Genomic DNA, 23,027 nt, shown 5'->3' on the forward strand with positions numbered 1-23,027 from the left:
AAGGATCAGCCACAGCCTTCGGCGTAATCGACCTGCGGGGTCTGGCCGACGCGCCAGGCGCTGACCCGACCATCGGCGCCGAGCGCGAAGTCGATGACCGCCCCGCCTTCCTGCGCCGGTCGCACGCGCAGGTGCTGCGCCTTCTCGTCGTACTTGTCAGGGCCGACGTCGGCGCGCTCGGGGTACAGCACCTGCAGCTCGCCCAGGGTCATGCCGACCTTGCCGCCACCCGGAGCGACGATCGCCGCACTGCGCACGTCGTAGCGCACCAGCTTGCGTGCCTCGATCATCAGGCGAGGGTCTTCGGCGCCCTGCGGACGCAGGAAGTAGCAGCCGTCGTTGCTGTCGTCGGCCGGCAGGGGCTTGCCATTGGCGTCGGTGCCCAGTCCCTGCAGCGGCGTGCCGAAGCCGCTGCGGACCTCGGCGATGCCGGCGCCCAGCGTGACGCCGCCGAAGCCGTCCAGGCGCGCTGGACTGTCCTTGCGGAGGTCGTTGGCCGGGCGGGCGGCCAGGTCGGGATCCGCCGACTGCGCGGGCCCGGTCGCCGAGGCGGTTTCGGCCGGGGTGTCGCTGCCACTGCCGGCCGCCCCCTGCTTGTCGGGGCCAGCACTGCAGGCGGTGAGCGAAAGGAGCAACAGACCAGCAAGCGGAAGGTGCTTCATCGGTGCGGTTCCCTGGCACGAAGATGGCTGCACGCTAGCCCATCCCGTGTGCAGGCGCTGCATTGTCATCGCGGTTTCATCGCCTTCGTTCAGGCTCGGCGTGCACCGACTTGGCTGTCCCTTCCATGCAACCGCGCAAGACCGAACTCGCCCGAACCACGCTGCAGGCCCATCGCGCGCCGCTGGACATGCGCCAGCGGCGGCTGCTGATCCTGTGCGACGGCCAGCGCAGCATCGCCGACCTGACCGGCCTGCTCGGCCAGGACGCGCCCGCCATGGTCATCCAGCTGGTGCAGGCCGGCTACCTGAGCACCGGTACCGGCGCCACAGCCGCACCGCCACCACCCGCAGACGCGGCAGCACCGGCACCCACCACGCCGGCGGCGGCACCGGCTGCACCCGCAACCGGCAGCGAGCGCCGCCGCTCGCTGGTGGCCGCGCGCATCTATGTACTGGGCATCCTGGAAATGCAGCGCCACCCGCAGGCGGCGGCGCTGTTCCGCGACCTGCAGCAGGCGCGCGCCGAAAGTGAAGTACTGCAGGTGCTGCACTCGGCGATGCAGATGCTGCCCGGGCTGACCTCGGAGGGTTATTGCCAGCGTGTGCGGCAACGCCTGCTGGAAGCGCTGCCGCTGGAGCATTGCGACGCGTTCACCGAGGCCGCCTGAAGAAAAAGGGGACGGAGGGGATTAAGTCGTTTCAGGCACACGTGTGCTGATTGCGGCTTAATCCCCTCCGTCCCCTTTTCCGGGTCAGCGGTAGTTGTTGCGCAGGCCGTTCCAGCACTGCTGGTAATCGCCCTGGCGATGGCCGGCGGCCAGCGCCTGCGCGGTCGGGCGGATCACCGCGCGGGTCTCGAACATGAAGGCCATCGTGTCCTTGATCACATCGGCCTTGGACAGATCGGCATTGGAGGCCTTGTCGAAGGTCGGCGCATCCGGGCCGTGACCGCTCATGCAGTTGTGCAGCGATGCGCCACCCGGCACGAAGCCTTCGGCCTTGGCATCGTAGGCGCCATGCACCAGGCCCATGAACTCGCTGGCGATGTTGCGGTGGAACCACGGCGGGCGGAACGTGTTCTGCGCCACCAGCCAGCGCGGCGGGAAGATCGCGAAGTCCATGTTGCTGGTGCCGGGTGTGTCACTGGGCGAATGCAGCACCAGGAAGATCGACGGGTCCGGATGGTCGTAGCTGATCGAACCGATGGTGTTGAAGCGACGCAGGTCGTAGCGGTACGGCGCGTAATTGCCGTGCCAGGCCACCACGTCCAGCGGCGAATGGTCGATCGGCGCGCGCCACAGGCGGCCCTCGAACTTGGCGATCAGTTCGAAATCGCCATCGACATCCTCGAACGCCGCGTGCGGGGTCTCGAAATCACGCGGGTTGGCCAGGCCGTTGGAACCGATCGGGCCAAGGTCGGGCAGCTTCAGCAGCGCGCCGTAGTTCTCGCAGATGTAGCCGCGGCTCGGGCCATCGGGAAGTTCCACGCGGAACCGCACGCCGCGCGGGATCACCGCGATCTGCTGCGGCTCGATCTCGATCACGCCCAGCTCGGTCAGCAGGCGCAGTGCGCCCAGCTGAGGCACGATCAGCAGTTCACCGTCGGCGTCGTAGAAGTAGCGGCCGACCATGTCGCGGTTGGCAGCGTAAAGGTGGATGCCCACGCCGGCATGCGCGTCGGGCGAGCCGTTGCCACCCATCGTGTACAGGCCTTCGACAAAGTCGGTCGGCAGCTCCGGCAACGGCAGCGGGCTCCAGCGCAGCTGGTTCGGTGAAGCCGGCTGTGCGCCGAAATCACACTGCAGCTGCGACTGCGCGAACGGAGTGAACTCGCCATGGGTCACCGCCGGGCGGATCCGGTACAGCCAGCTGCGGCGATTGCTGCCGCGCGGCGCGGTGAAGGCGGTGCCGGTCAGCTGTTCGGCGTACAGGCCGTGGGCCACCTTCTGCGGTGAGTTCTGCCCGACCGGCAGCGCGCCGGCGACGGCCTCGGTGGCGAATTCGTTGCCGAAGCCGGACTGGTAGCCGCGGGCGGTGATGGCGGGGGACATGGGAACTCCAGAGATTGCCGGCCAGCGGCCGGCACTACCATTCGGACAGGCAATGCCGGCGGGACGCCGACATTGCCTGCGGACCTTACAGCACGCCGCGGCGGATCTGGTCGCGCTCGATGCTTTCAAACAGCGCGGTGAAGTTGCCTTCGCCGAAGCCTTCGTTGCCCTTGCGCTGGATGATCTCGAAGAAGATCGGGCCAATGCAGTTCTGGGTGAAGATCTGCAGCAGCTTGCGCTGGTGGGTTTCCGGATCGGCGTCGATCAGGATCTTGTTCCTGGCCAGGCGCGCCACGTCTTCACCGTGGTTCGGCACGCGCTGGTCGATCACATCGAAGTAGGTTTCCGGCGTGTCGAGGAAATCCACGCCCTGCGCGCGCATCGCTTCGACGGTCTCGTAGATGTTCTCGGTGAAGCAGGCGATGTGCTGGATGCCCTCGCCCTTGTACGCGTCCAGGTACTCGTTGATCTGGCTCTTCGGGTCGGACGATTCGTTCAGCGGGATGCGCACGATGCCGTCCGGCGCGGTCATCGCCTTGGACACCAGGCCGGTCTTCAGGCCCTTGATGTCGAAGTAGCGGATCTCGCGGAAGTTGAACAGGCGCTCGTAGTAGTCCGACCACTGCTGCATGTTGCCGAAGTACAGGTTGTGGGTCAGGTGGTCGATGAAGGTCAGGCCGAAGCCGAACGGGTGCAGGTCGGCCCCTGCGATCGGCTCGTAGTCGCCGTCGTAGATGCTGCCGGCGCTGCCATAGCGGTCGACCAGGTACAGCATGCAGTCGCCGATGCCCTTGATGACCGGCGCGCTGACCGCCTTGCTGTCCGGCTTGAAGGCGATGGCTTCGGCGCCGTTGCCCAGCGCGGTCTGGTAGACCTCCTGGCCCGGCTTCTTGAAGCGGATGGCAAAGCCACAGGCGCACGGGCCGTGCTTTTCGGCGAAGTCGGCGGCGAACGAATCGGGGTCTTCGTTGACCAGGAAGTTGACGTCGCCCTGGCGATAGACGGTAATCGGACGCTGCTTGTGCTTGAGCACCGCGCTGAAGCCCATCTTCCGGAAGTACTCGTGCAGCTCCTGGCCACGGCCGGCCGGGGCGGCGAATTCGACGAACTCGAAGCCGTCGATGCCCATCGGGTTCTCGAAGGTGGTGACCTGCATGCCGGGGTTGGGATGCGAGGCGGTCGGGACTGCGGTATTCATGGCGTGGCTCCGAATCGGTACCGCATCGGTACAAACCAGGTGCGGGCAGGTAGGGACCCGGCGAGAATGCAGGGTCTGGACCCACCCCTTATAGTTACACTTGAAACCACCAGCAAGGTGCACCGCAACATGAGCCCCGCCGATCCCGTTTCGACCCGCCTGCGTGCCTCGCACGTCCTGCTCGACCTGGAACAGTTCCTGCCGTACCGGCTGAGCGTGCTGTCCAACCGGGTCAGCGGCAACATCGCCAAGCTGTACGGCGATCGTTACGGTCTGGCGATCCCCGAGTGGCGGGTCATCACCATCCTGGCGCTGTACCCGGGCTCCTCGGCCAGCGAGGTCTCCGACCGCACGGCGATGGACAAGGTGGCGGTCAGCCGCGCCGTGGCCCGCCTGCTGGAGCGCGGCTTCATCAAGCGCGAGACCCACGGCGACGATCGCCGCCGCTCGGTGCTGGCGCTGTCGGCCGCCGGTTTCGAGGTGTACGAGACCATCGCGCCGATGGTGATCGAGATCACCCGCAAGCTGATGTCGGTGCTGAGCGAAGAGGAAGAGCAGGTGCTGGAAAAGCTGATCCTTCGCCTGGCCGGCGAAGGCCTGGAGCGGATGGGCGAAGGCGTCTGAAAGAAAAGGGGACGGAGGGGATTAAGTCGCATCAGGCACACCTGTGCTGATTGCGGCTTAATCCCCTCCGTCCCCTTTTTTCAGCTGAGGTGCTTGCGGCGTGCGTGGATCCACGGCACGGCCAGTGCTGCGATGGCGCCGCCGGCGAAGCCCAGCGAGGCGGCCACCGTCGCTGCTTCGACCGCCCCCGGCAGCGCCAGCGCCGCCGCCACCAGCAGCAACGACGGCAGGCCGACGAAGGTGCCCAGGAAGAAGTGCCAGCGCGGTGACCAGGTGTTGAGCTGCAGCAGGCTGACCGGCTGCCAGGCGTCAGAGGCGGCGTCCTCGGCGATCTTCGCCACGGCCTTCGCCAGGTCCACTTCCGGCAGCGCGCGCCCCAGGCGGGCGGTCGCCAGCAGCTCGGCCACCGCTTCCACCGGCGGGAAGCTGGACGGCCACGCAACCGGCGCCGGCACGCCGTAGGCGGTCAGCAGCGGCACGCTCAACCACGGCGCCACCAGCGGGCGCATGCGGCGGCGCCCGTGCACGCACCAGATCTGCGGCTGGCCGTGCGCAGTGACGCTGTACAGCGCCAGTTCGTTGGCCGGCGGATAGCCGAGCATGGTCACCCGCGCGGCCAGGCTGTCCTGGCCCATCGCGCGCAGGAAGCCGGGGCGGCTGCGACCTTCCTGCATCCACGCCAGGCCCAGTGCGCCCACCAGATATGCCTCGGCGACGTCCTTGCTGCCGGCCGTGGCGCGCTCGTCACTGGCCAGATACCACGCCAGTGATTTCGGTTCGGCCACATCGTCCAGGCCCCAGCGGCTGTCGTCACCCAACACATGGCGCACCGGCAGTCGCGCGGGGGCGGTCTCGCCACGCTCGCCGGTCTGCAGGAAGGGCAGCACGCCCTGGATGAAGGTGGACAGCTCGATCGCGCGCGCGCCGTGGCCCTGCCATTCGGGCGGCAGCAGCCCGGCCAGCTGGCCTTCGGCGGCCAGCGCATCAAGCCGGGACTTCTGCTCGACCAGCTTCTGCACCGCCCCCTTCAGCACCACGTTGTCGGGCAGCGCGATCTGCGGCAGGCGATGGCGTGGCGGCGCCAGTTCAACGGCGTCCTCGCCGGTGCCCGCGTCGTCCAGCAGGGCCTCCTGCGCTGGCAGGGTCACGCCCTCGCCTGCCCCACCCTCGGCCAGGTCGCTGGCGGGTTCGGGCAATCGTTCGGCGTGGTCGCTGTGCATGGGCGTTCCGGAAGGTTGCATCGACGGGATGTCGACTGAGGTCCTTGCCGGTAACGGCGTGCTCACGGTGAAGTTGAGACGCCGATTCAGAGAGTGTGACGGTGCGCGCAGTAGATCCGCGCCAGGCGTGGATGCGCCTCAGTGCCGACCAACGGTCGGCACCCACCGGGGTGGGCGGTCAGCGGTCGGCACCCACCAGAGCATGCCGGCCAGCGGCCGGCACTACCCTATTCCGGTTTGTCAGGCGCCCACTGCTTGAGGAAGGCACTCACCCGCGCAGGCTGGAACGCCTCGCCCCTGCGCAGCTCGCCGGTGGCCTGCGATACCAGCAGGCCGCCATCTGCATCGAGCACGAGCAGGTACGGGTAGTCGCGCGCCATCACCGGGTACTGGGCGAAGAAGGCGGTGTTGGGCTGCTCGTCGCTGGCGTTGACCTTCACCCACACGTAGTGGGCATCGCGGAAGCGACGCAGGTCGCCGTTGCCTTCCACCACGTCGTCCAGCGCCCGGCAGCGCTCACAGGTGGCGTTGCCGACCTCCAGCAGGATCCGCTTCTTGCCACGCTGGGCTTCCACCTTGGCGGTGGCCAGGTCGTCGGCGGGGTTGCGGGCCGGGTCGAACTGCGCGCCGAGCCCGGCGATGGCGGCGATGTCCGCCGCCACCGGGGTGTTGCCCGAGGCCACCGGTTCGCTGGGGTCAGCAACCGGTGGCTCGGTGGGTCGGGTATCCAGGGGCTGCGTGGGCTCAGCGGCGGCAGGCGGTTGCGGTTGCGAACAGGCGCCGATCAGCGCCGCACAGACCACCACCATTGCACCACCGAGCTTGCTTCGCATGCCTTCTACCCTCTCATCATTACTTGACGCCGTGCATCAGCTTGTTGATCAGCGGGGCGATCAGGAACAGCACCACGCCGGAGCCGATCAGGGCCCAGAACCCGAAGGTATACCCCTTCAGGGCCGACTCGACCGTCATGCCGCCTTCACCACTGACCACGCCGGCGAAGATGCCCGACAGGTTGTTGCCGATGCCGGTGGACAGGAACCAGCCACCCATGCCGAAGCCGACCAGGCGCACCGGGGCCAGCTTGGTCACCATCGACAGGCCGATCGGCGACAGGCACAGCTCACCCACCGACTGGATGACGTAGACCATGAACAGGGTCCAGAACGGGATCTTGCCGTCAACGACCATCTGCGACAGGGCGAACATCAGCAGGGCGAAGGCGGCGCCGTTGAACAGCAGGCCCAGGCCGAACTTGCGCGGGATGGACGGATTGGCGCGGCCCATGGCCACCCAGATCCAGGCGATGACCGGCGCCAAGGTGATGATGGCCACCGAGTTGACCGACTGGAACCACGCGGTCGGGAAGGTCCAGTCACCGAACTGGCGGTTGACGATGTTCTCGGCCAGGAAGGTGAACGAGCTGCCGGCCTGTTCGAAGAACATCCAGAACATCACGTTGAAGGCGAAGATGATCAGCATGGCGATCACGCGGTCGCGCTGCACCTTGCCTTCGCGGACGCCCTCGACCAGCAGCAGGATGGCCAGCGCGGTGAACATCGCGCCCAGGATCCAGGCCAGCGCGGTGGCACCGGTAGCCAGCAGGAAGTACGCCACCGGGATGGCGACCACGGCACCGGCAAGCACCATGATGATGCGGCCGAAGCCTTCAGCGCCGGCCGGCGGTGCACCGATGCCCTTCAGGCCGGCGCGACCGATGTAGAACCACACCAGCGAGATCAGCATGCCCACGCCCGAGGCAATGAACACGACCTTGTAGGACGGCATCGCGTCGGTACCGAACACCTTGCGGGCCAGGTACTCGGTCAGCACCGGGGCGATCATCGCGCCGATGTTGATGCCCATGTAGAAGATGGTGAAGCCGGAGTCGCGGCGCTCGTCCTTCAGGCCGTACAGCTTGCCGACCATGGTCGAGATGTTGGGCTTGAACAGGCCGTTGCCTACGATGATCGTGGCCAGGCCAAGCTTGAAGATGTGCTCCTGCGGCAGCGAGATCATGAACAGGCCGGCGGCCATGATGATCGCGCCGGTCAGGATCGAGCGCTGGTAGCCCAGTACCCGGTCGGCCACGTAGCCACCGAAGATCGCCGCGGCGTATACCAGGGCCAGGTAGGCGCCATAGATGCGGCTGGCGTCGCCTTCACCGGCAGCGCTGCCGTTGTAGAACTGGGCGACGATGTACAGCACCAACGCCCAGCGGATGCCGTAGAACGCAAAGCGCTCCCAGAACTCGGTCATGAACAGCATCCACAACGGGCGCGGGTGGCCCAGCGTGGTCTTGAAGTCCGGCAGCGCCGGCTCTGGGGTGTTCGCAGTGGCGTTTACGCTCATGCGGATTTCCTGGTTCGGTGGATGACGAGCACGTCCGCTGTGCAGTTGGAGCAACGCGCGAGGATCACCGACTTCTGCCGTTCACGTCAAATACACGCCGTTTGAGGCAGGTGCCAGCCTGCTCGCTGAACTTGCATCTGAAACGATCCAGCCAATGGCCGGGGTCCAAGCTGAATGGGGGTCAGCCCAGTTCTGCCGGGGGTGCCGCCTGCAGGCTGGTGCGCACCTGGAACAGTTCGGGGAAGAAGGTCAGCTCCAGCGCCTTGGCCAGGAAGCCCACGCCGGACGAGCCGCCGGTGCCGCGCTTGAAGCCGATCACGCGCATCACCGTGCGCATGTGTCGGAATCGCCACAGCTGGAAGGCGGTCTCCAGGTCCACCAGGTCCTCGCACAGCGCGTACTCGCGCCAGTAGCGGTCGGTGTCCTGGTAGATGCGTTCGAAGACCGGCTGCAATGCGTCGTCAGCCACGTGCGGCTGGGTCCAGTCGTGGGCCTCGTAGACCGCCGGCACGGCATGGCCGAAGCGGGCCAGGTACTTCAGGAACTCCTCGTACAGGCTCGGCGCCTCCAGCACGGTGCGCAGCTGCGCCTGCCCGGCCGGGTCGTGCTCGAACACCTGCAGCATCTGCGCGTTCTTGTTGCCCAGCAGGAACTCGATGTAGCGGTACTGCAGCGACTGGAAGCCCGAAGACGGGCCCAGCACGTCGCGGAAACCCATGTATTCGGACGGGGTCAGCGTTTCCAGCACCGACCACTGCTCGGTCAGCTGGCGCAGCACCTGCTTGCTGCGCGCCAGCACCTTGCGGCACTGCCAGACTTCATCGCGCTGCAGGAAGCCGATCGCCGCACGCAGTTCGTGGCCGAGCAGCTTCAGCCACAGCTCCGAGGTCTGGTGCTGGATGATGAAGAGCATCTCGTCGTGGTGCGGCGGGTTGGACAGCGGCTGCTGCGCGCTGAGCAGCTGGTCCAGCCGCAGGTAGCCGCCGTAGGTCAGGCGTCCCTGCAGGTCGGTGTGGATGCCGGCTTCGAGATCGCGTTGGTTGTTGTCGACGGACATGGGCGGGACCAGATCGGGGGCGGCAAGGGTAGCGCGTTGCCGCCGCGCTGGCAGCCGCCGGGTCCATACCGGGGCGTGCGGTGCCCCGTGGAGCATTGGCCGATGCGGGGCCTGCGCGTGGAACCGATCGGGTCGTTGCGCCAGCAGTCAGCCAGAGGCGTATTCTGATGCTTTGCAGCAACGACTGAATACGTTGTTGTTATTGGCCCCCCACCCGCCGGCAGGGGTAAAACAGGGCGTTGCCGTGTTGCGGCGCAGGAAGGCTATTCCGTACGCGTTCCTTAACATGGCGATTCATATCATTTGTAACTTCTCTGTCGAAGGTGCAGTACGCAATGACGGTTGCCGCTGAATTCAAGATCGAATACCTGCAGTACCTGGACACGGACGGCAAACTCGTCCGCGATGACCTGCCCGCGTCGCTGCGCGACCCCCAGGTCCTGGTACCGCTGTTCAAGCAGATGCTGTTCGTACGTACGTTCGACAGCAAATCCATCGCACTGCAGCGCACCGGCAAGCTGGGCACCTATGCCGCCTGCCTGGGCCACGAAGCCGCGCACGTGGGCATCGGCGCGGCGATGCAGAAGGACGACGTGTTCGCGCCTTCGTACCGCGAGTATGGCGCGATGTTCATGCGTGGCGTGCGCCCGCACGACGTGCTGATGTACTGGGGCGGCGACGAACGCGGCAACGATTACGGCGGCAACGCGGCCAAGGACTTCCCGTTCTGCGTGCCGATCTCCACCCAGTGCCTGCATGCCGCAGGCGCCGCGCTGAAGTTCAAGCTCAACAAGGAACCGCAGATCGCCGTGGCGGTGTGCGGCGACGGCGGCAGCTCCAAGACCGACTTCTACGCGGCACTGAATTCGGCCGGCGCCTACAAGCTCCCGCTGATCCTGTGCATCGTCAACAACGGCTGGGCCATCTCGGTCCCGCGTTCGGCCCAGACCGGTGCCGAAACGCTGGCGCAGAAGGGCCTGGCTGGCGGCCTGCACTGCCTGCAGGTGGATGGCAACGACCTGATCGCGGTGCTGGCTGCCATGGAGCAGGCGCGCGAACGTGCGCTGGCCGGCGACGGTGGCACCGTGCTGGAACTGATGACTTACCGCCTGTCCGACCACACCACCGCCGATGACGCGCGCCGCTACCGCGACGATGCTGAAGTGAAGGACGCCTGGCAGCGCGAACCGATGCTGCGCCTGCGCAAGTACCTGATCAACGCCGGTGCGTGGAGCGAAGAAGAGGAAACCGCCTGGGTCGCCGAGTGCGGCAAGCGCGTGGACGAGGAAGTGAACCTGTACCTCAACACGCCGGTGCAGCCGGTCGAGGCGATGTTCGACTTCCTGTATGCCGATCCGCCGCCGGACCTGCTGGCCCAGCGTGCCCAGGCGATCGCCCTGGAGAAGCGCCATGGATGAGATCAAGAACGGCGCGCCCGGCGCGCACACCAACGCCGCCGACAGCGCTGCGGTCGCGCGCGGAGAAGAGAGCATGACCACCACCCCGATCACCCTCATCGAAGCCATCACCCAGGCGCTGGCCTGGGAGCTGGAACACGACCCGTCGGTGCTGGTGCTGGGCGAGGACGTGGGCGTCAACGGCGGCGTGTTCCGCGCCACCGCCGGGCTGCAGCAGCGCTTCGGCTCGGACCGCATCCTCGATACCCCGCTGGATGAAACCACCATCGCCGGCCTGACCATTGGCCTGGCCGCACAGGGCATGAAGCCGGTGGCCGAAGCCCAGTTCGACGGCTTCATGTACCCGATGGTCGACCATATCGTCTGCCACGCCGCACGCCTGCGTTACCGCACGCGTGGCCGCCTGCACTGCCCGATGGTGCTGCGCGTGCCGTGGGGCGGTGGCATCCGCGCGCCGGAACACCACAGCGAAGCCAACGAGGCGATCTTCACCAACGTGCCGGGCCTGCGCGTGGTGCTGCCGTCGTCGCCGCAGCGTGCCTATGGCCTGCTGCTGGCCGCGATCCGCGAGCCGGATCCGGTGATCTACATGGAGCCCAAGCGCATCTACCGCCAGTACAAGGAAGTGGTCGTCAACGACGGCGAAGCCTTGCCGCTGGACGTCTGCTTCGTGCTGCGCGACGGCACCGACGTGACCCTGGTGACCTGGGGCGCGCAGGTGAAGGAAGCGCTGGAAGCGGCGGACAAGCTGGCCGGCGAAGGCATCAGTGCCGAAGTCATCGACGTGGCCACGCTGCGTCCGCTGGACTTCGCCACCATCGCCGAATCGGTGGCCAAGACCGGCCGCTGCGTGATCGTGCAGGAGGCCCCGAAGACCGCGGGCTTCGGCGCCGAGATCGCCGCGCGCCTGGCCGAGGAATCGATCTACGACCTGCTGGCACCGGTCGAGCGCGTCACTGGCTACGACACCCACATTCCGCTGTTCCGCCTGGAAATGAAGTACCTGCCGAGCGTTGAGCGGATCGTGGCTGCGGCCAAGCGCGCGGTGGCGGCCGGCTGACATGCGGGCCCGCCTTCTGGGGGCTTACCGCAGCCAGTATCCCAACCCGCTCCGGTTCCGCACCGGCCAGATCGTCGAAGTAGGTGTCCGTGACGAGGAATGGCCGGCGTTTGCCTGGGTACGCACCAACGATGGGCGCGCTGGATGGGCGCCCATCGCCTGGTTGCAGCTGCTGGACGAGGGTCGCGCCGAAGCGCTGTGCGACTACGACGCCCGCGAGCTGGATGTGGAAAGCGGCGAGATGGTGAAGCTTCATCACGAACACGGCGGGTGGTGGTGGTCCGAGCGCGCCAATGGCGCGACGGGTTGGCTGCCGGCCCGCGAACTGGAACTGCTGGAAGAGAACTGCAAATGAGCCAGACCAAGAACTTCAACCTGCCCGACCTGGGCGAAGGCCTGCCGGACGCGACCATCGTCGAGTGGTTCGTCAAGGAAGGCGATGTGATCAAGCTGGACGAGCCGCTGGTGTCGATGGAGACCGCCAAGGCCGTGGTGGAAGTGCCCTCGCCGTTCTCCGGCAAGGTGCTGAAGCTGTCCGGCGGCGCCGGCGACATCATCCCGACCGGCTCGGTGCTGGCCAGCTTCGAACTGGACCCGAACCTGCCGCAGCGTGCCGATGGCCAGGACACCGGCCACAGCCATGGCCACGCTGCACCGGCGGCCGCACCGACCCCGCCGCCGCTGCCGGCTGCGGCCGCTCCGGTTGCCGCCCAGGAGGCCAAGCCCGCCGCGGCCGAGCGCGATGACGCCGGTACCGTGGTCGGCGCGATGCAGAGCTCCAATGCCGTGCATGCCGAACAGGCGCTGGCCGTCGGTGGCGTCAAGGCCGTGCCGGCCGTGCGTGCGATGGCGCGCAAGCTGGGCGTGGACCTGAGCCGCGTGGCCGCTACCGGCACCGATGGCGCGGTCACCATGGCCGACGTCAAGCAGGCTGCCGCCAACGGCAGCGCCAAGCTCGGCGCTGCTCCGGCACCGGTTGCCGCTGCTGCCTATGCCGCGCCGGCCCCGGCGCAGGTGTCTGCCCCGGTGCAGAGCGAAGCCCGCACCCCGCTGTCCGCCGCCGGCAAGCCGATGCGTACCCAGCCGCCGGGCGTGGTCGCCAAGGGCCAGCCGGAACCGCTGAAGGGCGTGCGCCGCAACATGGCACGCGTGATGGCCGATGCGCACAGCAAGGTCGTGCCGACCACGCTGAACGACGACGCCGACATCCACGCCTGGCTGCCGGGCAACGACGTCACCGCGCGCCTGGTGCGTTCGATCGTGGTCGCCGCGCAGAAGGTGCCGGCGATGAACGCCTGGTTCGACGGTGAAGCGCTGACCCGTACCCTGCACGCGCAGGTGGACATCGGCATCGCCGTGGACACCGACGACGGCCTGTTCGTGCCGGCCCTGCGCAACGCCGACATGCTCGACGCACGCGGCATCCGCGAAGGCGTCAACCGTCTGCGCGAGCAGGTGGAATCGCGTTCGATCGCGGCGTCGGAACTGAGTGGCTACACCATCTCGCTGTCCAACTTCGGCATGTTCGCCGGCCGCTACGCGACCCCGGTCGTGGTGCCGCCGTGCGTGGCCATCGTCGGTGCCGGCCGTGCCCGCCACCAGATGACCCCGGTGATGGGCGGCGTGGAAGCGCACAAGGTGATCCCGCTGTCGGTCACCTTCGACCACCGCGCAGCCACGGGTGGTGAAGCTGCCCGCTTCCTGCGCGCGATGATGGACGACCTGGCACTGGCCAGCTGATCGGCCACCTGACCGGTGGGTGCCAACCGTTGGTTGGCACATGACTTGGAGAGAACGCCGGGCATCGCCCGGCGTTTTTTTTCCGGCATCCACGCATGGCGTGGATCTACACAATGCGGGCGATCAATCGCGCGCGACCATGCCTTCGGCGCGGCTGTACACACGCAGCCGGTGGCCATCAGGGTCGGCACCGACGAAGGTGTGGCCGAACTCCAGCGTCACCGGCGACTGCAGGATCTGCACGCCGAGCCCACGCCACGCATCGTGCATCTGCTGCACGGCCTCGGGGTTTGCGACCACCATCGCCAGTTCGGCGGCGCCTGCCTGCGCAGACACCGGCGGTTGCACGTCATCGCGTTGCCACAGGCCGAGTGCGGCGCCATCGCCGAGCAGGAACAGGGCGAAGCCAGGCGACTGCTCGACCGGCGGTTTGCCGAGGATGCCGCTGTAGAAGGTGGCGCTGGTGGCGACGTCGCGCACGTACTGCAGCAGGGTGCTGGGCGTGAACATGGGGAAGCTCCGTTGTTGGGAGCGATCATGTTGGTACGGCCCTGCTGACAGATTCTGTCAGTAGCGGCGAGCGTGCTCTACTGCTGTCGCTCCTGCCCTGGTAGAGGCCGAGCTTGCTCGATGCCGTTGCCACTGCCCTGGTAGAGGTCGAGCTTGCTCGACTGCTGTTCGCGAAGATCAAAGGCGGTCGAGCAAGCTCGACCCCTACCAGGAGCAAAGATCGAAGAGCAAAGAGCAAAGAGCAAAAGCCGCCAACCCATCGCACCAGCAGCAGAAAGCGAAGCGCAATGACAGTCGAGCAGGCCCGACGCTACGAACGGTTCAGCCAGTCCGGCGCGATGCCCTGCGCCTTCTGCCAGCGCCGCAGCAGCGTGGCGCGTGGTACGAGGTAGTGCTCCTCCAGCACGCGCACCTGGCGGATGCGATCCAGGCGGAAATGGCGAAAATCCTCGCGGCGCTCACACCACGCCGCCAGCATCGGCACCTCATCGAAGTAGCCCAGCGCGAACGGCCAGACGATGCGCTCGCTGCGCTGGCCGTGCGCGTCCTCGTAGCCGAACTTCAGGCGCTGCTGTGAACCGACAGCCTCTCGCACGGCCTGCAGACGAGCTGGGGGAACCTTGGCCGCCGCACGCGAAGGGCCCACCCGCAGGCCACTGTCACGCAGGGCCTCGCGCCGCGCTGCGGGCAACACATGGGCGATGCGCGCCAGGGCATCGCGTGCGGCTTCGGCCAACGCGGGTTCGGTACGGGCCGCAACCCAGCGCAGGCCCAGCATCAGCGCGTCGATCTCGGCCGGTGGCAGGGTCATCGGCGGCAGGGTATCGCTCGGCGTCAGCTGGTAGCCGACGCCGGCCTCGCCGCGCAGGTCGGCGCCCTGCTCGCGCAGGGTTTCGATATCGCGGTACAGCGTGCGCAGGCTGACTCCCAGCGCGTCGGCCAGCACCTGGCCGGCCACCGGCCGCCGATGGCGGCGCAGCAGCTGTTGGAGCTGGGTCAGGCGCAGCGCACGCGACATCAGCCGGCCAGTGCGCTCGATGCCACCACGTGCTCACCCGGTTGCGGGGCCAGCGCGGCCTCGACCAGCGCCTTGGCGATCTCGCTCGCCGGGTTGATCCGCCACGACCGCGGCAGTACCGGCCCCAGCACGCCCAGCACCTTCAGCGCGAGACGCTCACCGCGCCGCACCTCGTTGCGCTCGCCGCCGATCAACCCTGGGCGGACCAGGGTCAACGAGGTGAAGCCCAGCGCGCGCAGATCGCGCTCCAATTCACCCTTCACCCGGCTGTAGAAGATCGACGACCGCGGATCGGCACCGGCTGCGGAATTCAGCACATAGGTCTGCGCACCCTTCGCCTGCGCCAGACAGGCGAACGCCAGCGGGTAATCATGGTCGATGCGATGGAAGGCCTCGCGGCTGCCAGCCTGGGCAATGGTGCTGCCGAGCGCGCAGATGACCGCGTCCACGCCCGCCCACCCGGCGGCGGCGGGCAGCGCATCGAAGTCCAGTACCGGGTTCTCCAGCTTCCCGTGGGCTGCGCCCAACGGGCGACGGGTCGGGGCGATCACGGCGCTGCAGCGCGGGTCGTCCAGCAGCCGGGGCAGGGTCAGCCCACCGACCAGGCCGGTCGCCCCCAGCAACATCACGCGCATCACCACCTCCACTGCGGCATCCTGTCGCCCATCCTAGCCGTTCAAGCCGTCGGCGGCCGCGCCGATATGCTGGAACCAGTCCCTGCCAGCCCCCAGGATTCGCTCCATGACGGACCAGCCCGACCACCGCCCTGCCCCCGGTACCGCCCTTGGGCCGCCGGCACGCGTGCGCGCGGTGGTGGACGATGGGCTGGGCGACCGCGTGGTGCTGCAGGGCGGCGGTGGCGTGGCGCTGCAGCAGCTGTTCGCCGGTGCCGACGCGCCGGAACCGCTGCTGGCCGCGTTCGCCAACGGCATGGCCACCCTGCCCGGCGAGCTGGGCGACATGGGCGACCGCCTGCAGTCGGCGCAGGCCAGCGCCGATTGGCCGCGCTACGGGCGCGCGATGCGCCAGTTGATCGACAAGTACATCCGCACCATCGAACAGCATTCGCCGGATGGGCAACCCGAAAGCCTGCGCCTGTCCGAGCAGCTGCGGCTGCTGCTGGGCGGCGCGGTGGTGGCGCTGCTGCAGCACGACCCGGACCTGCGCGAACAGGCGCAGGCACTGGCCATGCACCTGCGCCAGTGGCAGCCAGGCACGGCGCTGGAACCGATCGAGCAGGGCGTGCGCGAACTTGGCCACCAGGTCGGCGTGCGTGCCGAGAGCTGGCAGGAGCAGCAGGCACTGCTGCTGGAGCTGTTCGCGCTGCTGCTGGAGAACGTGAGCGAGCTGCTGGATGACCGCAGCTGGCTGCAGGGCCAGATCGCCGCGGTACGCCAGCTGCTGGACGGGCCGTTGGAAGCTGAGGCGGTCGAGCGCACCCGCGCCGAACTGCGCGAAGTGATCTACAAGCAGGGCCTGCTGCGCCAGGGCATCGACGATTCGAAGGCGGCGATGCGCGGGCTGATGGGCGAGTTCATCGAGCGCATGGATGGCATGGCCACCAGCACCGGCGAGTACCACGATCGCATCGGCAGCTACGCACTGCAGCTGCGCGAGGCGCGCAGCATCGCCGACCTCAACCAGCTGCTGCAGGACGTGATGCGCGACACCGCCAAGGTGCAGCAGCAGGCCGCGCAGGCGCGCGATCACCTGGCCAACGCACGGCAGGAAGTGGAGCGTGCCGAGCAGCGCATCGCCGAGCTGGAGCAGGAACTGCGCGCGGCCGGTGACCTGGCACGCATCGATCCACTGACCCAGGCGCTGAACCGCCGCGGCCTGGACGAACTGCTGCAACGCGAGCTGGCCCGTGCCGCACGCAACAACTCGCCGCTGGGCGTGGCGGTGATCGATCTGGATGATTTCCACCAGACCAACGATGCACATGGTCATGCCGGTGGCGATGCACTGCTGCAGCACCTGGTGGCCGTCTGCAAGCTGCTGCTGCGCGCCACCGATGGCATCGCGCGGCTGGGCGGCGACGAGTTCGTACTGGTGCTGCCGGAAACCCAGGGCGCCGACAGCATGGCCACGGTGCAGCGCCTTCAGCGTTCACTGGCGCATCGCGTGCTGACCGTGCAGGACCGGCGCGTACCGGTGCATTTCAGTGCCGGGCTGGCGCAATGGCAACCCGGCGACGACACCGAAACCCTGCTGCGGCGCGCGGACGACGCGCTGTATGCCGCCAAGCGGCAGGGCAAGAACCGCGTGCAGGCAGGCTGACCGTCCGGCCCGCAGCAAACTACGTTGGTAGGTGCCAACCTTGGTTGGCACACGCAGAAACAAAGCGCCGACCAAGGTCGGCCTCTACCCGGCGACCCGCCGGCGATGATCCCGACCACCCTGAACCGCTTTGGTAGGTGCCAACCTTGGTTGGCACACGCAGGAAACAAAGCGCCGACCAAGGTCGGCCTCTACCGGGGAACCCGCCGGCGACGATGCCGACCACCTTGAACCGCTTTGGTAGGTGCCAACCTTGGCTGGCACGCGTGGGAAACAAAGCGCCGACCAAGGTCGGCCTCTACCGGGAACCTGCCGGCGACTACTTGCCGCGCAGCTTCTGGAACCCGGTCACCGCCGCCAGCACGATGGCGCCGGCGATGATGCCCACCACCATGTTGCCCGCCGCGCTGACCAGCCAGCCCCACTGGCCCTCGCCGCCCAGCGCCTGTACTGCGTGGTGCAGCGCCGGCACGTTGTGCACCAGGATGCCGCCGCCGACCAGGAACATAGCAATGGTGCCGGCCACCGACAGGAACTTCATCAGCCACGGTGCCGACGCGACCAGGCCGCGACCGAAGGCGGCAACAGCCCCACCCTTGCGCGACAGGTACAGGCCCACGTCATCCAGCTTGACGATGCCCGCCACCAGCCCATAGACGAAGACCGTCATCGCCAGTGCAACCACGGCCAGCGTGACCAGCTGGTTGGTGAACGATGCGGTGGCGACCACGCCCAGGGTCAGTACGATGATCTCGGCCGAAAGGATGAAGTCGGTGCGGATCGCACCCTTCACCTTGTCCTTCTCCCACGCGACCATGTCCACCTGCGCGTCGGCCAGCGCCTTGCGGCGTTCGGTCTGGCGCTCGGCATCGTCGTCGGCCGAATGCAGGAAGCGGTGCGCCAGCTTCTCCACGCCCTCGAAGCACAGGAAGGCACCACCGATCATCATCAGCGGCACGATCAGGGGCACGTTCCAGCCGCGGCTGTGCAGCCAGGCTTCCAGCGCACTGATCGCCAGGGCCGCCGGCACCAGGATCACCTTGTTGACCAGCGAGCCCTTGGCCACCGCCCACACCACCGGCAGTTCGCGGTTGGCGTTGACCCCGGTGACCTGCTGCGCGTTCAGCGCCAGATCGTCACCGAGCACGCCGGCGGTCTTCTTCGCGGCGACCTTGGTCAGCACCGAGACATCGTCGAGCAGGGTGGCGATATCGTCGAGCAGGGCGAACAGGCTGGCACCGGCCATGGGGCGTCCAAGAAAGGGAATAGGCGGATTCTGACCGATCCGGTGTGGACTGCGGAAGACACCGGGTTCACCGCATGCCCACCGCCCCCCGGCGACACTGCGGAATCCGGACATTGCCGGCCCGCAGCCGGCGCTACCTGTCTTCGTCGCATGGGAGTCCCGCTTGAGCAATCCGTCCGCCGCCAATGGCAATCCCCCGCTGGTCAAAGGCATGAGCCGGCGCAGCCAGATCCTGCGCCTGCTGATGCGCTACCGCCATTCGGGCGTGTTCTCGGGCATGAACCTGGATGCGGCAAGCAACCAGGCCGACGTGCCCGCCGACGGCAATCCGGAACAGTTCGTCAGCGACCTGGAAGCGTTGGGGCCGACCTTCGTCAAGCTGGGCCAGATGCTGTCCACGCGGCCGGACATGGTGCCGGTGGAGTTCGCCACGGCGCTGGAGCGCATGCAGGAGAAGGTGGCGCCGATCCCGGTCGAGCGCATCCACGCGATCATCGAGCAGGAACTGGGCGTAGGGGTGAACAAGCTGTTTGCCTCGTTCGATCCCGAGCCGTTGGGCTGTGCTTCGATCGCGCAGGTACATCGCGCGGTGCTGCACGATGGCCGCCAGGTGGCGGTGAAAGTGCAGAAGCCCGAAGTGGCCGCACAGCTGCGCTCGGACCTGGAGGCACTGCGCAGCTTCGCGCTGGCCGCCGACCACCTGACCCAGGTCGGACGCCGCGTGCGCCTGCGCGACTGGCTCAACGAGTTCGCCAAGACCCTGATGCAGGAGCTGGACTACCACGCCGAGGCCGAGAACCTGGCGCGCTTCGGACGGCACCTGCGGCCGTTCCGCCGGCTGTGGGTGCCGCAGCCGATCTGGGACTACAGCAGCCAGCGCGTGCTGACGATGGAGCTTGCCACCGGCGTGCGCGTGGATGCGATCTCCGGCGTACGCCGCACCGAGCAGGACATGGACCCGTTGGCGGCGGCGCTGATCCGCGGCTACCTGGACCAGATCTTCGTGCATGGCGAGATCCATGCAGACCCGCACCCGGGCAACCTGCGGGTGATGCCCGACGGCCGGCTGGCGATCTTCGACCTGGGCATGGTCGCGCACATGCCGCCGCGCCTGCGCGAGCGTCTGCTGAAGATCCTGTTCGCGGCGGTCGACGGCCGTGGCGAGGAAGTGGCCGATGACCTGATCAGTATCAGCACGCGGCTGGAGGCCTTCGATGAAGAGCGCTACCTGCGCGAAACCGGTCAGCTGATCGCGCGCTATGCGGCCAGTGGCAGCTTCTCCGAAGGCCGCGTGGTGCTGGACATGGTGCGCATCGCCACCGCCTGCGGCCTGCGCACGCCGCCGGAACTGAGCCTGCTCGGCAAGGCCCTGCTCAACCTGGAAACCGTGTGCCGGCTGCTGGCGCCAGAGCTGGACACGCGCCGCATCGTCGAGCGCCAGCTGCAGCACGTGATGCGTGCGCGCCTGAAGAAGTCGCTGTCTGCAGCCAACATCGCCAGCGAGGCGATGGAGCTGCAGCAGCTGCTGCGTGATGGGCCGCGCAAGCTGTCGGACATCATGGCGCTGCTGGCCGAGAACCGCCTGCAGATGAAGGTCACCGGCCTGGAAGAATCGCGGCTGATGGAGAACCTGCAGAAGATCGCCAACCGCGTGGCGGCCGGCATCATCAGCGCCGCATTGATCATGGCCGCCGCGATGATGATGAGGATCGACACCGGCTGGCACCTGTTCGGTTACCCGCTCATCGCCCTGATCCTGTTGTTCATCGGCGTGGTGCTCGGCCTGGGCATCGTAACCAGTGCATTGCTGTTCGACCGTCGTGCGCGGGCACGCGAAGAACGCGGGCATCGCTAGCGCATCGACGAAAACGCCCGTATTCATGCAGTTTTTAATGCAATCCAGCTACCCCTTTCACGCTCGTTTTACCTTCTGAGCGCGATTACGCGCGCGTCATTTCAACAAACATTTCAGTCAGGTTCGTGCATGCACTATCGGGTCATCGGCCTGTCACATGCATGTGCTTGCGGCAGCGCCGGTCGGATGGACACGCGTCGGTACGACGTCCATCACCACCACCCCGTCACTGCCGAAGCTGCCTATGCTCTGGATACTGCTGCTGTCGTTGTTGCTGTTGTGCTGGTTGTTCCTCGCGTCCGACAAGTGGGTGTGGTGGAAGGCCGGCGCGTTCTCGCTGCTGCTGCTGATGCTCAGCGCGTGGTGGCTGATCGACAAGCTGTCCGGTGATGGGCTCAATGCCGCCACCCTGTACCACCTCGGCGCCGACATGGAAGGTGCCGGTGTCTCCGACTTCAAGGGCTACATCGCCGGCTTCATCGTGTTGGCGCTGGTCTCGCTGCTGCCACTGTTCGCCACACGGGTGAAGCGCTGGCGCCGGCCCGGCCACGGTGGCGCGTTGTTCGCCGGTTTCGCGGCCGTGTGGGTGGCCACGATCATGATCAGCCCGCTGGCCCGTGACGGCCAGCGCCTGTACCAGCAGCTGCGCCCGGTCGACTTCGCCCGCATCGCCCCTGAGTACCAGGTGCCGACGCAGCCGCTGCAGCGCCCGCGCAACATCGTCTGGATCTACGGCGAAAGCCTGGAACGCACCTATCTGGACGAGGCCGTGTTTCCCGGCCTGATGCCCAACCTCAACCGCCTGGCGTCCGAGTCGCTGGACGTGCGTGGGCTGGCCTCGGCCGAAGGCAGCGGCTGGACCATCGCCGGCCTGGTGTCGTCGATGTGCGGCGTGCCGCTGACCACCTCGCAGGGCGATGAAAACAGCATGGACCGCATGGGCAGCTTCCTGCCCAAGGCGGTCTGCCTGGGCGACTACCTGAAGCAGCAGGGCTACACCAACCACTATCTGGGGGGTGCCAACGGCCAGTTCGCCGGCAAGGGCCAGTTCCTGGCCAGCCACGGCTTTGATGAAGTGCATGACCTCGCTTGGTTCAAGCAGCAGAAGAAGATCGGCCGCATCCACTACTCGGCCTGGGGCGTGCACGACGACGTGCTGCTGGACACCGCTTACCAGCGCTTCGAACAGCTCTCGCGCGCCGGTTCACCGTTCATGCTGACCACGTTGACCATGGACACCCACCACCCGGCGGGCCACCTGCCGGTATCGTGCAAGGGCGAGCGCTACCAGAGCCAGTACGGCAACATCAACATGCTCAACGCGCTCAAGTGCAGCGACCGGCTGATCTCGCAGCTGGTGCAGCGCATCCAGGCCAGCCCGTACGGCAAGGACACGCTGATCGTGATCGCCTCCGACCACCTGGCGATGCCCAACGATCTGACCCACATCCTGACCCGGCAGAAGCGCGAGAACCTGCTGCTGTTCCTGGGCGATGGCATTACCCCGCAGCAGCTCAGCGCCGACGCCGGCACCACCCTGGATTCGGGTGCCACCCTGCTCAGCCTGCTGGACCCGAACCTGAAGACGATGGGCTTTGGCCGCTCGTTGATCGACAGCCAACGCGCACCCAGCGCCAGCGTGGCGGCCCGGCGCGATGGTGGCCGCGACTACCCGCAGTACCTGGCCTTCGCCCGCTCACTGTGGCTGGGCGAACCGACCCGCGAACTGAAGATCGATGGCGATGACCAGGTAGTAGTCGGCCTGCAGCACGTGCAGCCGCCGGTGCTGCTGGAGTACGACAAGGACTGGGGGCTGAAGTCGGTCTACCTGGAGAACACCTCGCGCCAGTTCGATGACGCGGATCCGGACAACACGCTGGCCTATGTTGATCGCTGCACCGCATTCGAGGACGGCTCGGCCGACGGCGACTGGTGTGCGCTGCTCGTCAACCGCGACAACGGCATCAAGCTGTACCGCGACAATGACCTGCGCGGCGGCATCGCGGTCGATGCACCGCTGGACGCATTCCAGGGCCCGCGCCCGAGCGTGCGCCAGGCGCACATGATCACCCAGAAGGGCCGCCGCACCCGTGCCGGCCAGTACATGCTGCAGCTGGTGGCGAGCACGCGCCCGGATCGCGGTTTCTGGATCGAGGCGGTGTCCTCGCAGCGCAAGGTGGTGCTAGCCCAGCAGTGGGTGCAGCCCGATGCCGACGGCAAGATCAACGTGTCGTTCGGGCTGGACCACGAAGTGGATGATCTGGAGATCCGCGCGTGGTTGAACCATGCCGAGAAGCTGGCGGTGGATACGTTCGCACTGGTGCCCTCGCGCAGCCGACCACGGGGATAGGGTTCTTTGCAGGGCTGCGCCCTGCACCCGTGGTAGTGCCGGCCGCTGGCCGGCAACCTCAGAAGCAACGGCAACAGCGTGCAATCCGTGGTTTGGCGGGGCAGTGTCGACCTTGGTCGACACACTCTGTCAGATATCGAAAATCAAGATGGGGTCAGATCCGTTTTCCTCCGGAAAACGGATCTGACCCCAAGAGCATTTCCGACAGATCGCGGGAAACTGTCGAAGCCGGGGTGGATCCGGTCGCGGGAGTGTCCGCGGCATGGATGCCGCGGCCAAGCCCCCATGGGTGAGGGCGCTTTGCTTGCGAAGCACTGCTTCGCAAGCGCCCGAACGCACAGCCGCCAGCGGCTGGGCCGGCCTGGGGGTTTACGGCGTCTCCCGCA

At 67.3% G+C, this 23,027-nt stretch carries 19 protein-coding genes and 1 pseudogene; 9 read left to right on the forward strand and 11 right to left on the reverse strand.

Annotation, left to right across the window (positions count from 1 at the left end; genetic code table 11):
- Window positions 1–5: 5 nt before the first annotated feature.
- Complete coding sequence (locus AC5P7F_RS06745) at window positions 6–662, reverse strand: hypothetical protein (RefSeq protein ID WP_046432891.1); 657 nt, start codon at window positions 660–662, stop codon at window positions 6–8.
- 125 nt (window positions 663–787) lie between these two features.
- On the opposite strand from AC5P7F_RS06745, the gene AC5P7F_RS06750 reads away from it, so the two are divergent.
- Window positions 788–1,330: a hypothetical protein gene (locus tag AC5P7F_RS06750; RefSeq protein ID WP_495204171.1), complete on the forward strand. Its 543-nt coding sequence runs from the start codon at window positions 788–790 to the stop codon at window positions 1,328–1,330.
- Between the two features lie 84 nt (window positions 1,331–1,414).
- Here the strand turns inward: AC5P7F_RS06750 and hmgA are convergent, their stop codons facing one another.
- Together hmgA and hppD are read right to left on the reverse strand one after the other, a co-directional pair.
- Window positions 1,415–2,713 carry a homogentisate 1,2-dioxygenase gene (gene hmgA / locus AC5P7F_RS06755; protein WP_032957134.1) on the reverse strand — a complete coding sequence of 433 codons (1,299 nt, stop codon included), beginning with the start codon at window positions 2,711–2,713 and terminating at the stop codon, window positions 1,415–1,417.
- Between the two features lie 85 nt (window positions 2,714–2,798).
- Complete coding sequence (gene hppD / locus AC5P7F_RS06760; RefSeq protein ID WP_014648684.1) at window positions 2,799–3,911, reverse strand: 4-hydroxyphenylpyruvate dioxygenase; 1,113 nt, start codon at window positions 3,909–3,911, stop codon at window positions 2,799–2,801.
- A 129-nt stretch (window positions 3,912–4,040) separates the two neighbouring features.
- Here hppD and AC5P7F_RS06765 point away from each other — a divergent pair, with 129 nt between their 5' ends.
- On the forward strand, window positions 4,041–4,535 hold the full coding sequence (locus AC5P7F_RS06765; protein WP_014648685.1) for a MarR family winged helix-turn-helix transcriptional regulator: 495 nt from the start codon (window positions 4,041–4,043) through the stop codon (window positions 4,533–4,535).
- Between the two features lie 80 nt (window positions 4,536–4,615).
- Here AC5P7F_RS06765 and AC5P7F_RS06770 read toward each other — a convergent pair whose 3' ends face one another.
- From AC5P7F_RS06770 to AC5P7F_RS06785, 4 genes are all read right to left on the reverse strand, one after another.
- Complete coding sequence (locus AC5P7F_RS06770; protein ID WP_049404535.1) at window positions 4,616–5,755, reverse strand: hypothetical protein; 1,140 nt, start codon at window positions 5,753–5,755, stop codon at window positions 4,616–4,618.
- A 227-nt stretch (window positions 5,756–5,982) separates the two neighbouring features.
- Window positions 5,983–6,588, reverse strand: coding sequence for a thioredoxin family protein (locus AC5P7F_RS06775; protein WP_164077762.1), 606 nt, complete (start codon window positions 6,586–6,588; stop codon window positions 5,983–5,985).
- A 19-nt stretch (window positions 6,589–6,607) separates the two neighbouring features.
- Entirely contained in the window at window positions 6,608–8,107 is a 1,500-nt protein-coding gene (locus AC5P7F_RS06780) for a peptide MFS transporter (RefSeq protein WP_014648688.1), read from the reverse strand.
- A gap of 181 nt (window positions 8,108–8,288) precedes the next feature.
- Complete coding sequence (locus tag AC5P7F_RS06785) at window positions 8,289–9,164, reverse strand: tryptophan 2,3-dioxygenase (protein WP_049415479.1); 876 nt, start codon at window positions 9,162–9,164, stop codon at window positions 8,289–8,291.
- Between the two features lie 335 nt (window positions 9,165–9,499).
- Here AC5P7F_RS06785 and pdhA point away from each other — a divergent pair, with 335 nt between their 5' ends.
- Genes pdhA through AC5P7F_RS06805 form a run of 4 tightly spaced genes read left to right on the forward strand, consistent with a single transcriptional unit; the run spans window position 9,500 to window position 13,382 of the window.
- On the forward strand, window positions 9,500–10,582 hold the full coding sequence (gene pdhA / locus AC5P7F_RS06790) for a pyruvate dehydrogenase (acetyl-transferring) E1 component subunit alpha (RefSeq protein WP_164077763.1): 1,083 nt from the start codon (window positions 9,500–9,502) through the stop codon (window positions 10,580–10,582).
- Window positions 10,575–11,642, forward strand: coding sequence for an alpha-ketoacid dehydrogenase subunit beta (locus AC5P7F_RS06795; protein WP_005414714.1), 1,068 nt, complete (start codon window positions 10,575–10,577; stop codon window positions 11,640–11,642). Before pdhA ends, AC5P7F_RS06795 begins: the two co-directional genes overlap by 8 nt.
- Before the next feature lies 1 nt (window position 11,643).
- The gene (locus AC5P7F_RS06800) at window positions 11,644–11,997 is read left to right on the forward strand and encodes an SH3 domain-containing protein (protein ID WP_012512332.1); all 354 of its coding nucleotides are present in this window, start codon (window positions 11,644–11,646) and stop codon (window positions 11,995–11,997) included.
- On the forward strand, window positions 11,994–13,382 hold the full coding sequence (locus tag AC5P7F_RS06805; protein WP_481462521.1) for a dihydrolipoamide acetyltransferase family protein: 1,389 nt from the start codon (window positions 11,994–11,996) through the stop codon (window positions 13,380–13,382). Before AC5P7F_RS06800 ends, AC5P7F_RS06805 begins: the two co-directional genes overlap by 4 nt.
- Before the next feature lie 123 nt (window positions 13,383–13,505).
- Here AC5P7F_RS06805 and AC5P7F_RS06810 read toward each other — a convergent pair whose 3' ends face one another.
- The 3 genes from AC5P7F_RS06810 to AC5P7F_RS06820 form a co-directional block, all read right to left on the reverse strand.
- Window positions 13,506–13,892, reverse strand: a complete 387-nt coding sequence (locus tag AC5P7F_RS06810; protein ID WP_014648692.1) for a VOC family protein — start codon at window positions 13,890–13,892, stop codon at window positions 13,506–13,508.
- Window positions 13,893–14,202: 310 nt separating this feature from the next.
- Window positions 14,203–14,910: a helix-turn-helix transcriptional regulator gene (locus AC5P7F_RS06815; RefSeq protein WP_481462522.1), complete on the reverse strand. Its 708-nt coding sequence runs from the start codon at window positions 14,908–14,910 to the stop codon at window positions 14,203–14,205.
- The gene (locus tag AC5P7F_RS06820; RefSeq protein WP_197602797.1) at window positions 14,910–15,545 is read right to left on the reverse strand and encodes a Rossmann-fold NAD(P)-binding domain-containing protein; all 636 of its coding nucleotides are present in this window, start codon (window positions 15,543–15,545) and stop codon (window positions 14,910–14,912) included. Before AC5P7F_RS06820 ends, AC5P7F_RS06815 begins: the two co-directional genes overlap by 1 nt.
- Window positions 15,546–15,651: 106 nt before the next feature.
- On the opposite strand from AC5P7F_RS06820, the gene AC5P7F_RS06825 reads away from it, so the two are divergent.
- Window positions 15,652–17,190, forward strand: coding sequence for a diguanylate cyclase domain-containing protein (locus AC5P7F_RS06825; RefSeq protein WP_164077766.1), 1,539 nt, complete (start codon window positions 15,652–15,654; stop codon window positions 17,188–17,190).
- Between the two features lie 319 nt (window positions 17,191–17,509).
- Here the strand turns inward: AC5P7F_RS06825 and AC5P7F_RS06830 are convergent, their stop codons facing one another.
- Window positions 17,510–18,436, reverse strand: coding sequence for a DUF808 domain-containing protein (locus tag AC5P7F_RS06830; RefSeq protein ID WP_014648696.1), 927 nt, complete (start codon window positions 18,434–18,436; stop codon window positions 17,510–17,512).
- 205 nt (window positions 18,437–18,641) lie between these two features.
- Here AC5P7F_RS06830 and AC5P7F_RS06835 point away from each other — a divergent pair.
- A pseudogene (locus tag AC5P7F_RS06835) lies at window positions 18,642–20,291 on the forward strand (ABC1 kinase family protein); the annotation flags it as partial.
- 244 nt (window positions 20,292–20,535) lie between these two features.
- Complete coding sequence (locus AC5P7F_RS06840; protein ID WP_126411443.1) at window positions 20,536–22,641, forward strand: phosphoglycerol transferase I; 2,106 nt, start codon at window positions 20,536–20,538, stop codon at window positions 22,639–22,641.
- The last annotated feature ends 386 nt before the right edge of the window (window positions 22,642–23,027 follow it).

Source organism: Stenotrophomonas sp. YJH_SMC_105-26 (genome assembly GCF_059368915.1).